Below are 12,900 nucleotides of genomic sequence, written 5' to 3' on the forward strand. Positions count from 1 at the left end.
CATATGTTCAAGCCATCACAAATTTTAACGAGACAAGTTATCTCCAAGAGCCTGCTGTTATCAGCCAGCTTGTTACTGACATTCAATGTATCAGCCCACGAAGACGGACATAGCCATGAGCAAGTACAAGCTCGCTTGGTGAGTGCAGGCGCCGGAGTAACTGAGTTGGTGCTGGCATTAGATGCTGGAGACGAGTTAGTGGCAGTGGACTCCACCAGCATACTGCCTTCATCTATAACAAAAATAGAAAAACTGGGTTATCACAGAATGCTGTCGGCAGAAGGCATTTTAGCCCTGGCTCCGACTCTGGTTTTGGGCACAGATGCCATGGGGCCAGAAACCACCTTGAAGGTGCTCAAAAGCGCCGATATCAAAGTAATCCAGCTGCCTACAGCCAATGATCGACCTCAACTACTGAGCAATATCGATGAGATGGGCAAGCTACTGGATCGTCAGCCACAAGCCAAACAGTTAAAGCTCAAACTTCAAGCCTCTCTAGATGCCATTGCGGCAAAGAAAAAACAACTTGGTGGCATTGAAAAAGCCCCTAAGGTTTTGTTTATGTTGTTGCAAGCCGACAGACCAGCACGAGTCGGCGGTGAGGGGACGGCGGCTGATATCATCATCAAATTAGCCGGCGGCAACAACATCGCCAATTTCTCCGGCTACAAGAGTCTGTCTCAGGAGGGTATTTTATCCCTGCAACCGGATCTTATCCTGATCTCTAATCGCTCACATGGTCAAACTGAAACATCCATGAGTCATGCAGACCAGGCTGCTAGCGACGCTGAAAAAGTACTTAAAGCCATGCCACTGCTTGTCCATACTCCGGCTGGTAAAAACAAGCATATACAATCAATCAAACCCCAAGCCTTATTAGGCGGACTAGGCATAAGCGCCATCAAAGCGGCCGATAAGCTCGCAAGCGATCTAATTGACATTAAACGATATTAATCACATAACCACATCTTGGATAACTTATGAATAGCCAACGTTGGCTCTGGCCTGGACTTATCGCCTTACTGGTCATCACCAGTTTACTGTCGATAAGCACAGGACCGCTTAATATCAGCCCGTCCACCAGCCTTAGGGCGGTGATCTCCTGGGCAACTAACTACGACCTAGCCAATGTCGCTCCCTATGAGCAGCTGGTGATTAACAATGTCCGCCTGCCAAGGACTCTGCTTGCCATGGCTGTGGGGGCCATTTTGGCACAATGCGGCGCCGTGATGCAGGGGCTATTTCGTAACCCCTTAGCCGATCCCGGTATTATAGGTGTCTCATCTGGGGCCGCTCTGGGCGCCGCTATATGCATAGTCATGTTTCCCACGGCGGCGGAATATTGGGTCGCCTTCAGTGCTTTTCTCGCAGGCTTAATCACCACTCTTATGGTATATCGCTTAGCCACGAGTCCCACTGGAACCTCTGTGGTTTTGCTGCTGCTTTCCGGCGTTGCAGTCGCTTCCTTAGCTGGGGCAGGCATAGGCGTGCTGACCTACATGGCTAACGATATGGCCTTAAGAGATCTCACCCTGTGGCAGATGGGCTCCATTGCCGGTGCTCAATGGCAATATGTCATTCTCACCTTAGTCGCTCTGGTGGTGCTCAGCTGGCACTTCAATCGCAGCGCCAAGGCGTTAAATGCACTGCTTCTTGGAGAATCTGAGGCTCGTCACTTGGGCATAGACGTAGATAAGCTTAAATTTAAACTCATCTTGCTCTGTGCATTGGGTGTGGGGATCTCTGTGGCAGCTACCGGCATCATAGGCTTTATCGGTCTGGTTATTCCCCATCTGGTACGCATGGTCATAGGCCCAGACCACAAGCAACTATTACCTCTCAGTGCCCTGCTTGGTGCAATAATATTGGCCATGGCCGACATAGGAGCCCGCTCACTGGTCGCGCCATCTGAACTACCCGTTGGCTTAGTCACCGCGCTACTTGGTGCCCCATTCTTTATCTTCTTGCTGTTAAAACAGCGCTCGAAATTTCTATAGGTGATAGGCACATGATTGAAATTAAACATCTGTCGGTCCGCATAGACAACAAGCCGGTATTGACCGACATCAACCTCACTATAGTCCCAGGTAAGGTCACCGCCTTGCTAGGCCCCAATGGTGCGGGAAAATCGACACTGCTCAAGAGTCTCTGTCAGGAAACGGAAATCGATGCTGGTGATATTTTGCTCGATAATCGTCCGATACATGAATGGGATAGAATAGATTTGGCTAAGACTCTGGCCGTGCTGCCCCAACATGCCAGCCTCACCTTCCCCTTCAAGGTGAGTGAGGTTGTAGCCATGGGATTATATCCCTTGAGTGTTAGCCGCAGCCAAGGAGCCGAAATTGTCGTTCAACAGCTACAAAGGTTAGATCTGCTGTCACTTAAGTATCGCAGCTACCCAACCTTGTCCGGTGGTGAGAAACAAAGAGTGCAGTTAGCTAGGGTATTGACCCAGCTACAGCAGGCGAATCGCCCACCTATCTTACTCTTGGATGAACCCACCTCGGCATTGGATCTCGCTCAGCAACATAGGGTTTTGTCCTTAGCCAAGGCCTTAGCTCACGAGCACAATTATGCCGTCATCATAGTGCTCCATGATCTCAATCAGGCCTCACGCTACGCCGACGACTTAGTGGTTTTAGAGCAGGGACAGATTGTTAGCCAAGGCGCCCCGGGAGTGGCTCTGTCACCCGAGACTATTCGTCAAGTGTGGAAATACGACCCCCTAGTGGTCAAGGCACCGGATAGTGATATCCCCCTACTTTTTTAAACAGCTGCCAGATACCTATAGCCTGGTAAAGATCTAATCTTCCAGGCAATATTTTCAATTCACTTGATATAATCTTGATCGAAAACAACAAACCAAATTGCAATAATGATTATCATTATCATTAAGTAATCCTTGTGAGTCGCTCTCAGCGAATATTCAGTGAAAAATACCCATAGCAATCCAAACAATGAAGTAAACAGCCCGATTTTGACCCCCTTGATGACTGGGATATCCAGCCCAGATCCCCTTAAATTTGCCTTCGCCGTAAAAAGCTCTCCTCACGCAGGGCGAAGTGGGAGTCATCCCCTAGACTTGAGCCCACAGCAATGGCAGTCCTGGTGGGCGACTCCGACATCGGCAACACAGCGAGCCTTGTATATACATATCCCCTTCTGCCGCAAACGTTGCAGCTTCTGTAATTTCTTCGAGAATGGCTCCAACTCAGCCCGTATTAGCCGCTATGTAGAAAGCCTGTCTCAACAGCTCTACACCGCATCGAAAACCCCATTCGTTAAAAGCGGTACATTCGATACCGTCTATGTGGGAGGCGGTACGCCAACTGACATGCAAGCCAGTGAAATTGCCATCATAGGTGAGGCGATTCAAGCCTTCCCCTTAGCTAAAAACGCTGAAATAACCTTGGAGGGGCGTCTCAATGATTTCACAGATGCTAAATTTGATGCGGCGCTAGCGTCAGGATTTAACCGTTTCTCCTTCGGGGTGCAGAGCTTCAATACTCAGGTGAGACTCGCCGCCGGCCGCTTCGATAATAGAGAGGTTCTGATCGAGCGCTTGCAAGAATTAAGCAAGCACCCAAGTGCCTCGATAGTCGCCGATCTTATCTTTGGCCTCCCAGGTCAAACCATGGAGATATGGCTACAAGATCTGCAAGATGTCATCCAGTCCAGCGTCCACGGGGTGGATCTCTATCAGCTAATCGGACTACAGGGCACAAGGTTAAGTAAACAGGCCGAGAAGGAGAAAGCTAAACAAACCCAAGAGGACGGCAGCCAACAAAAACAGCAAACACTGGTCCCCGCCGTCGACAGTCAGACTCGTGCAAGTATGTACGCCGCCGGTGCTCGCCTATTAGAATCATCGGGCTGGCAGCGCCTATCCAGTTGTCATTGGCGCCGAGATAACCGCGAACGTAGCATCTACAACTCATTAGCCAAGAGCGGCATAGAAATCCTCCCCTTTGGCGCAGGAGCAGGCGGAAATATTCATGGCCATGGCATGATGAATGCCAGGGACCTGTCTAACTGGCACCAAGCTCAAACCCCAGACTCAGTCACTGACACTCTGCCCTTGCGTGTGCCTGGCATGGTAATGTCACCTAACCCCTCTGCGGCCCTAGACAGCCAATTTAAGGCTGGATTAGATCATGGAGAGTTAGTCTTATCTGAATTTGATACTGAAATGGTCGATCACTTAATGCCCCTATTTTACGCCTGGCAGACTAATGGCTTGGTCAAGATTAGTGATAAAATCATGACCCAGACCCTAGCCGGACGTTTCTGGAATGTTAACCTGCAAACAGGTCTGTTTGCCTATCTGAATCAGAACGCCTTCGAGTCATGTGCTAGCTCAATGAGCACTTAATTTATGGAATGGGTATGATATAGTCGCAGCCAATAAAAACCTTGAGATTCTATAGATGGCTGCGGCAAAAAATGTCTCCGACGAAACAAAAAATGAAGCGATGAAGGTGGCCAAAGCCACGCAAAAGCCAGGACAAGCCAAAGAGCAGACCAAGCTGATTGCCGCAGGTATAGAGAAAGGTATCGCTGAATATAAGAAACAACACAAGAATAAGGCCCGCGACCGAGACAAGGCCCGTAAGCAAGATATCAAAGCCAAGGCTAGGACCAATAAGACTGTAGAGAATGACACAAGTGAAGTAACAGCTAAATCCACCAATGCTCACCTACTACCTTGGGGCCTACTCGTTATTAGCTGGATTGGATTTATCGGTTTCAGCTTGATTAAATAGGCTGATTTAAGTCTAAGTTCTGCTCTGGTATTCCCAAGTTTCACTTTCAGTTCCCCCTTAAAGCCCGGCTGTTTAGACCTTTAGCTAGCCCTGTAACGCAGGCTGCTAGGGATAAATAGCTCTAGCATGGCATGGGGGACAGGCCGATGGGAAAGCTATGTGACGACTAGCCCTCAAGCATTCGAGAATCCGAGCTAGATTCCGGCCAACACCATGCCGGAATGACGTGAAACGAATAAGCCTACTTAGCTCTATCTGAGCATTCAGATATTCAATCAAAAACTTACTTGGCTAATCTCGCCAATAACTTTTGGTTTTCGGCTTCAATATGCTTGTAAAAGTCACAGTCTGATAATTTAGAGGCTGCCGCTTCGTCTATTACCAATACGGCATTTTTATGCAGTTGCAATGCCGAGGCTGGACATGCTGCAGTCAACGCGCCCTCAACCGTCGCCAGAATTGCATCGGCCTTATTCTCGCCAGTCGCCAGTAGCACGACTTTTCTAGCATCCAAAATAGTACCTATGCCCATGGTTATCGACAGATGTGGCTGATATTCATCTTCTGCGAAGAAGCGCGCATTATCATCAATAGTCGCCTTAGTTAAGGTCTTGACGCGAGTGCGTGACATTAGGCCAGAAGAAGGCTCATTGAAACCTATATGTCCGTTGCGACCTATGCCTAACAGTTGGATATCTATGCCTCCCGCAGCCTCAATCCGCTCCTCATAACCCACGCAGGCTTCTATAGGATTTTCGGCATCACCCGGCGGCACATGGGTATTGGCTTTGTTAATGTCCACATGTTCGAACAGCTGCTGGTTCATAAAATAGCGATAACTCTGGGGATGAGTGCCCTCTAGGCCAAGATATTCATCCAGATTAAAGCTGGTCACCTCTTTGAATGAAATCAGCTGCTCTTTATTAGCTCGAATCAAGCTCTGATATAGAGACACAGGTGTAGAGCCCGTCGCTAAGCCTAAAACTGAGTCAGGCTTCTTACCTAATTGTTTGATAAAGATATTGGCGCCATATTCGGCAACTTCAGCACTATTTTTTAAAATGACTATTTGCATTATGTTCGACTCACTTTGACTTAGAGCTAAGCTCAAGGGTATTAAATATTTGGTTTATAACCAGTTAAATAAACATTAACTATAGAACCCGCCCCTAAGCCAACTTCTTGCTCAAGATAACCACTGGTCTTATATGCTCTTACCTGGGTAATTTTAACATTACTATAACCCGCGATGACAGCGCTGTCATCAACTCTTGTAATATGTCTCTTATCCATATTATTTATTAGCCCAGTCATTATCTGAGCTTAACTGTTGTGATGCTAATTTAAGGGTATAATGACGCATCTCTTTGACCCATTTATGACACACAGCGATGCATGATAACTCTTCTCAACTTGACTCCTATCCAGCCAATAACTCAGGTCCAAGTGTGCCCCATCAAGACTATAAGATATTCAAGCCACACGGATTTCTCAGTCAGTTTGTCCCTGAAACCAAAAAGAATAAGAAGTTACTCGGTGAACTGGCTCAGTTTCCGGTAGGCATCATGGCGATCGGCCGTTTAGATCATGACTCCGAAGGTCTGTTATTACTGACAACCGATGGCATGGTCAGTCACCGAGTACGAAGTAAAAAAGTCGAGAAGGAATACTATGTTCAGGTCGATGGAATTATCGATGACGAAGCGATAATCCGCCTTCAACAAGGGGTTGAGATAGGCATCAAGGGAGAGAAGTACCTCACCTTACCTTGCAAGGTCGTTAAGCTCGATGGAGAACCTAATCTTCCTGATAATGGACGTAGAGTGAGAGACCCAAGACATGGCCCCCTCAGCTGGGTCTCTATCACCATTAGCGAAGGCAAGAACCGCCAAATCCGTAAGATGACAGCTGCCGCAGGATTCCCCACCATGAGGCTAGTCCGAGTACGCATCGGCAATATACACTTATCAGACATGCAGCCAGGTGAGGTCTTCGAGCTTACTCAAATAGTAAGTGTTTTATAGCTATAATCTGAGCTAATACGTCCGGATAATCTAGCTAGAATCAGAGTTCCCAGACATGGAGCCATTCAATGAAGTTGGCTCTCTATCACTATTAGCTAAGGCAAGCAGCTAAGCCAAAATCCAAATCCGTAGCTAAGAGTTGACCAGAAAGTCGCTTAACAGGCGATCGGCTCCAACTTTTACCATGAGAAGCACTAGGGCGCCCCTTATAGAAGCAGCGCCCTAGTGTATCTGTTTACTGACGAATAGCGCCTTAACCTGAATACCAAGCTGGGACACTTGCTTGTGACCCAAGCTAAACGACAAACGAGTTAAATAGCGTCAATAGTTTTAGCCATAATCGATATAAACACTCACTCGAGATTAAAACTTATATTTCACATTCGCCGTTATGGTTCTGCGCTGACCATAGAAGCAGTCGCCACGGACCAGACAGCTAGTGATTACCGTTTTATCTTCAAGATTATCGACATTTAAACTCAGGTCGAAATCATTAAATTCATAACCTATCATCAAGTCAACTATATGGTACGACTCGGTATTTAATGCCTTATGCACTTGATAGCCATGAACAAACACATCGGCACTACCATCTGATGTTTCACCAACATAACGGAAACCTAGGCCAGCCTTAAATCCAGGCAAGAAGGCTTCAGGACGGTAAGTCACCCAAGTCGACAACATATTCTCAGGCACGGCAGAAAGCTTAGCACCATCCAGACCCGGTATTGTGCTGTGCTGCTCTGAGTCTGTGTAGGCATAGCTGGCATAAACATCGACCTCATCCCACTCCAGCTGAGCTTCTAGCTCTAAGCCCTTGATCTTAACCTCTCCTAGTTGCATGGTTAGATTAGGTCCTACTGGCTGCTTACGGTTCTTGTCTGTGATATCGAACATCGACGCGGTAAATAGATGCTCTGTACCTACAGGCTGGTACTTAACACCGACCTCATACTGCTCCCCTTCCTGGGGCTTAAATGGCGTGCCCACCTCGTTCGAACCATATATAGGTTGGAATGATTGTGAATAACTAACATAGGGTGCTATGCCTGAATCGAAGCTATAAAGCAGACCTAAACGACCTGTGGTCGCAGTCTCCTTTTGCTTACCAGCACTGACAGTGTTGGCCTCTACCCAGTCATGACGCAAGGCGCCACTGACGATAAGTTTGCCAAACTTAATTGAATCCTGCAGGTAAATCCCCAACTGCTTGTTGTTCTCGCCTGGTGTATCAGGAATATCCGCATCCGTTGGAAGATCTGTGATCATGCCGTAAACAGGATCGTACAAGTCAAGCATGCCACCAGCCCCCTCAAGATAGAGGCGGTCAGTGTCTGTATCAACATCTTGATAATCGATGCCAAAGGTTAAATTATGCTCCAGGGAGCCGGTATCAAACTCAGCCTGCAGACGTAAATCTGAGGTTAAGGCTTCGGCAGTTGAATCTGTCATAAGGATAGATCGTAGAATGGAGCGATTATCATCCTCAAATTTTGGCGGCCAAGCATACATAGTATGATAGCTTGATTCACTGTCTACATAACGACTGCTCCAATACAGGGACATATAATCGTTAAGCTCCTGCTCTAGCAGGAAGGTGACTGAGCGTTGCTCGGTATCATATTTATCCCAGCCCGGCTCACTGATGAAACGCTCACTGGGGATCTGACCGTTAGGCGCAGGCAGTAATGTGCCTACATGGGGGAAAAATTGAGTACTAGAGCCTGATTTATTCTTCTGCAGGTTAGCAAGTAAGGTTAACTTGGTCGTATCTGTGGCGTACCAAGTGATGGCTGGTGCAATAATATAACTGTCATCGTCTACATAATCAGTTTGCGTACCACTATCACGATAAAGACCTGTTAGACGATAGAGTACTGACTCATCTTCATTCATCGAACCAGTCACATCTGCCGCTAACTGTTGGCGATCATAGTTACCAGACTGGGCCCAAATTTCACCTTTGTGCTCCGCTTGGGGGCGTTTGGTCACCATGTTAATGATGCCGCCGGTAGAGCCTTGACCATAAAGCACCGAAGATGGACCCTTTAGAATCTCAATCTGCTGCAGCATATAAGGGTTGGTGCGTACATTATTGTAATTACCAAACATCATCTGCAAGCCATCTTGATATTGCAGGGGTGACACAGCTCGAATTTGCGCCCAATCTCCGCGGGTATCAACACCATATGGGCCATTATAGACACCGGCAACATAACCGATGGCATCTTGAATATTTTCGGCACCAAGATCGCTTATGCGTTTCTCAGTCAGTATCGATATCGAAGAGGGGGTTTCTATGATCGGCATATTACTTTTAGCTGCCGAGGCGCTAACATAAGAGATTAAGCCTCGCGCGCTAATAGTCATCACTTCCATTTCAGGCTCTTCGACTTTAACTTGCTTACTTTCAGCCTCCTCTGCCGATACTAGCGCGCTCGCAGAGAGAGCTAAACTCATCGCCGTAAATAAAACTGGGTATTTCAACTTGGACGTAGGGCCCATTTCAACCTCGTAGATAATTATTATAATTAATAAAAACGCGCCGAGATATTAATGCAAATAACAATGACTCTCAATTAGATTTGTGTACTGAAGACTAAATTTGCGAGCTAGCGCAAACCTGTAGCAAATGCTGAGGCTAAGTAACTAATGAGCTTAATCACAGGCACAAGACCTTCAAGCCACACTGATTTCTTAGGCTCTTATTTTTAGAAAGGAGAAATAATAAAAATGCCTCTCTGGGTAGATATTTTCCCCATAAGGGTCATTACTCCGAAGGCCCTTATACCTGACAATACTTGGCATTCTCAGTCGACGAGTAAACAGCAAAAGGCGAGGAGCCTAGACTCAACCCCATAAGGCTAATACAAGTGCATCTTGGGGAGATTTTAAAAACTAATTCTAAGGCAACTTTAAAGACTTATTCTAGGACTTCTAGGACGATTCAAGCTTGACGGGAAACTTGATAGTAAACTCAGTGCCCTCACCCTGCTCACTGCGACAAGTAATGGTGCCGCCTAAGGTTTGGGTCACCAGATTAAAGACGATATGCAGTCCAAGTCCACTGCCGCCCTTGCCTCGTTTGGTGGTATAGAAGGGTTCAAAAATTCGCGGTAAGCTATCAGAATCAATTCCTTGGCCATTATCACGATAAACTAAGTCCACATTTCCGCCAGCCTGTCTCGCCTCTATATGAACCTCACCTAAGTCTCCCTCCTCAAATCCATGATGCAGACTATTCATTAAAAAGCAGGTCAATATTTGAGCTAAGGCTCCAGGATGACTGAAGATAACGATTCCTTCGGGGCAAGAAACCTCAATACTGTGTTTATTAGTTCGAAATTTAGGTTGAAGGCTGAAGAGCACTTCATCGATATATTCTCTCAAGTCAAACTCGCGGCACTTATCCGATGATTGATCTACAGCAACCTTCTTAAAGCTTTTAATTAACTCGGTAGCCCGGGTTAGATTGATCAATATGATGCCTGTACCTTCACTCGCTCCCTGGATAAATTGCTCGACATCTTCGCTAGTCAGCTCTCCCGCCTTATATTGAGACTCTAAGATCTTAAGTTCTCGTTCCAGATAGGAAGTTGCGGTCACGCTGACCCCTAGAGGCGTATTGATTTCATGAGCTATTCCCGCCACTAACCCTCCCAGAGATGCCATTTTCTCAGACTCAACTAGCTGAGTCTGGGCCAGCTGAAGCTCTCTCAATGACGCCATTAACTCGACATTGGCTCTATTGGTGTTTTCCATTTCACCGTGAGCTACACAGAGGACGCGGTTATATTCTCTGGCTATCTGGCCGACTTCGGTATGGGGCTCCTCATGGACACTCATGCCAAAATCACTTTCATTTTTCTGTCTCTCCATAGCACGTAATAGATCCAGCACTTCGGTGTTAGCATTATGCTCTGAAGTATTAAGCCCTATTATCTCATCCTCAGCTTTGACCCTTATGGGGATGAATCTTTGGACCAAGGTTAAGAAAAGATACATAGGAAAAAATGCCCAAATAAAACAGACCAGTATCCCTAAGAGTTGAACCCCTAGTTGGCCGGTGAAACTCAATCCAGTATTGAGCACCTCGGCATTACCAAATAACGCAACACATAAGGTTCCCCATGCGCCGCAGACACCATGAACAGGGGCCGCTTTAACCACGTCATCTATCTTAAAATGTTCCAGAACCTTAGTGCTAGCAAGATAAATAGCACCACCACTTATCCCGATTAACACCGCCTGCTGAGGTAAGACGGCATTACAGCTGGCTGTAATACTCACCAAGCCAGCTAATGCCCCATTGAGTACATGAAGCACATCGGGTTTCTGCTGTTTTAACCAGGTTAATATGAGTACAGAGATGGCACCAAAACTTGCGGCCAGATTGGTGTTGAGGATAATCATGGGAATGGTGTCATCAAACTTGAGACTACTGCCGCCATTGAAGCCGAACCAACCGAACCAGAGAATGATGGTACCCACAGTTGCCATGGGAATGTTATGCCCCTGAATGGGCTGGTTAGCTTCACTGAACCTGCCGAGGCGTGGGCCTATCACCATTACGGCTGCCAGTGAGGCCCAACCACCGAGAGAGTGCACCACACTCGAGCCGGCAAAGTCGACAAAGCCTAATTGATTAAGCCAACCTAAGTTGAGCCCTTCAAAATGTCCATTCCACGCCCATCGGCCAAAAAGTGGATAGAGCACACCTGAGACGAAAAAGGCGATCACCAGATAACCGGCAAAGGTGGTGCGCTCAGCAACAGCTCCCGACATAATCGTCGATGCAGTACCACAAAAAACCAGTTGAAAAACGAAGAAGGCGAGTAATTTAGGCGAGTCGGTAATGGCAATAAAGAAGTAATCAGGGTTGAACATCTGTCCGGCGCTGCTATACATGATGCCAAAACCGGCAAGCCAGAAAACACCAGAGCTTAGACAGAAATCACAGAAGTTTTTTACCGCAACATTAATACTATTCTTAGACCGAACCGAGCCAGCTTCCAGAAAACAGAACCCTGCCTGCATAAACAATACACTACCCGTGGCAATCAATATCCACATGATATTTTGCAGTTCTACTACTTTTGCCAGTTCAGCGTCCAAGATTATGCCTTAGCTACACAGTCTTAATGCTTGTGACTTGTAATTATAGCCTAATCAATAGCAATCAAAATCTAAGCTTATCTAAGGATCATAATATGGGGGTTAGCAATAATGACTAAACTTCAGGGCAAAAAATTACATCCAGGGTCAACAGTGATAGCTGAAATGGCATCAATTGGAAAAAATGCTCAATATCTTGTCCCTAAGTACCGCAGAAAAATCTTGATGCTGCTGCGCCGTCCAATGCAATCCATCGGCATCGGTCGTTGTAATAATTTCACTGGCATCCAAGTAGAAGATACCTAAGGCATCGGCCACTTTCTGGTATTCCAACGCAAATTTAACAGACTTGTCTCGGGCACCAAGAAACACCAGATCATCTTCTATCCGCGGTTTTACCACATGAGTAGGAGACACCAACAAGACTCGAGTATTGGCATTTTCCTTATAGTCATTATTCAATACCATCTCACATAACCCCTTAACACTTAGGGCTATCTCTTGAGCATTCAAATTAAACACTGATTTGAGATCATTGGTGCCAAGCATTATCACCACAAGTTCTAGGGGTCTGTGGCACTCAAGCAGCATGGGAAAATACTGAGCTGCGTTTCTAAAGTCTCGCTCAGGTTCATCAAAGCCAGATGTTCGACCGTTAAGCCCCTCCTCTATGATCCGATAGCCACTACCGAGTTTATCTTGCAGCGCACCAGTCCACCTTATATCCCAGGGATATCGCATACCAGTGACAGGGGCATAACCCCAAGTATTCGAATCGCCGAAACACAAAATATTTATCATTCATCCCTCTTTTAATCCGACAAAATCACACGCTTAAACTAGCACTAATTTCTGCAAGACTGATCTTACAAATTAAGCTGAAAAATTAAGCTGGAAATTCAAGCAAAAAAAAGCAGCTGAGTATTTAACTCAGCTGCTTTCATTAAAAATTCACTTTTTTTAAAAGCTTAGCCTTGAGCTTGAGGACCCATAAC

Annotated in this window: 11 protein-coding genes; 6 read left to right on the forward strand and 5 right to left on the reverse strand. The window is 46.5% G+C overall.

Annotated features, from left to right (window positions below; all coding sequences use genetic code 11):
* Window positions 1-3: 3 nt before the first annotated feature.
* The 5 genes from SVI_RS16810 (at window position 4) to SVI_RS16830 (ending at window position 4,766) form a co-directional block, all read left to right on the forward strand.
* The gene (locus SVI_RS16810; RefSeq protein WP_013052826.1) at window positions 4-954 is read left to right on the forward strand and encodes a heme/hemin ABC transporter substrate-binding protein; all 951 of its coding nucleotides are present in this window, start codon (window positions 4-6) and stop codon (window positions 952-954) included.
* 26 nt (window positions 955-980) lie between these two features.
* On the forward strand, window positions 981-1,997 hold the full coding sequence (locus tag SVI_RS16815) for a FecCD family ABC transporter permease (RefSeq protein ID WP_013052827.1): 1,017 nt from the start codon (window positions 981-983) through the stop codon (window positions 1,995-1,997).
* Window positions 1,998-2,008: 11 nt separating this feature from the next.
* Entirely contained in the window at window positions 2,009-2,773 is a 765-nt protein-coding gene (locus SVI_RS16820; protein WP_013052828.1) for a heme ABC transporter ATP-binding protein, read from the forward strand.
* 159 nt (window positions 2,774-2,932) lie between these two features.
* Window positions 2,933-4,375, forward strand: a complete 1,443-nt coding sequence (gene hutW, locus SVI_RS16825) for a heme anaerobic degradation radical SAM methyltransferase ChuW/HutW (protein WP_231847745.1) — start codon at window positions 2,933-2,935, stop codon at window positions 4,373-4,375.
* 55 nt (window positions 4,376-4,430) lie between these two features.
* Window positions 4,431-4,766 (forward strand): DUF2956 domain-containing protein, encoded by a 336-nt coding sequence (locus tag SVI_RS16830; RefSeq protein ID WP_013052830.1) that lies wholly within the window; start codon window positions 4,431-4,433, stop codon window positions 4,764-4,766.
* Between the two features lie 283 nt (window positions 4,767-5,049).
* Here SVI_RS16830 and nagB read toward each other — a convergent pair whose 3' ends face one another.
* Both nagB and SVI_RS16840 read right to left on the reverse strand, forming a co-directional pair.
* Entirely contained in the window at window positions 5,050-5,841 is a 792-nt protein-coding gene (gene nagB / locus SVI_RS16835; RefSeq protein WP_013052831.1) for a glucosamine-6-phosphate deaminase, read from the reverse strand.
* Window positions 5,842-5,882: 41 nt separating this feature from the next.
* A complete protein-coding gene (locus tag SVI_RS16840) occupies window positions 5,883-6,059 on the reverse strand; it encodes a hypothetical protein (protein WP_157608720.1) in 177 nt (58 codons plus the stop codon).
* Between the two features lie 98 nt (window positions 6,060-6,157).
* Between SVI_RS16840 and SVI_RS16845 the strand changes: the two genes are divergently transcribed.
* Window positions 6,158-6,790, forward strand: a complete 633-nt coding sequence (locus SVI_RS16845; RefSeq protein WP_013052833.1) for a pseudouridine synthase — start codon at window positions 6,158-6,160, stop codon at window positions 6,788-6,790.
* 363 nt (window positions 6,791-7,153) lie between these two features.
* Here SVI_RS16845 and SVI_RS16850 read toward each other — a convergent pair whose 3' ends face one another.
* From SVI_RS16850 to SVI_RS16860, 3 genes are all read right to left on the reverse strand, one after another.
* Window positions 7,154-9,295 carry a TonB-dependent siderophore receptor gene (locus tag SVI_RS16850; protein WP_013052834.1) on the reverse strand — a complete coding sequence of 714 codons (2,142 nt, stop codon included), beginning with the start codon at window positions 9,293-9,295 and terminating at the stop codon, window positions 7,154-7,156.
* A 432-nt stretch (window positions 9,296-9,727) separates the two neighbouring features.
* Window positions 9,728-11,905, reverse strand: coding sequence for an ammonium transporter (gene amt, locus SVI_RS16855; protein WP_013052835.1), 2,178 nt, complete (start codon window positions 11,903-11,905; stop codon window positions 9,728-9,730).
* A 171-nt stretch (window positions 11,906-12,076) separates the two neighbouring features.
* Window positions 12,077-12,706 carry an SGNH/GDSL hydrolase family protein gene (locus tag SVI_RS16860; RefSeq protein WP_013052836.1) on the reverse strand — a complete coding sequence of 210 codons (630 nt, stop codon included), beginning with the start codon at window positions 12,704-12,706 and terminating at the stop codon, window positions 12,077-12,079.
* Between the last annotated feature and the right edge of the window lie 194 nt (window positions 12,707-12,900).

Source organism: Shewanella violacea DSS12 (assembly GCF_000091325.1).
Lineage (GTDB): Bacteria > Pseudomonadota > Gammaproteobacteria > Enterobacterales > Shewanellaceae > Shewanella > Shewanella violacea.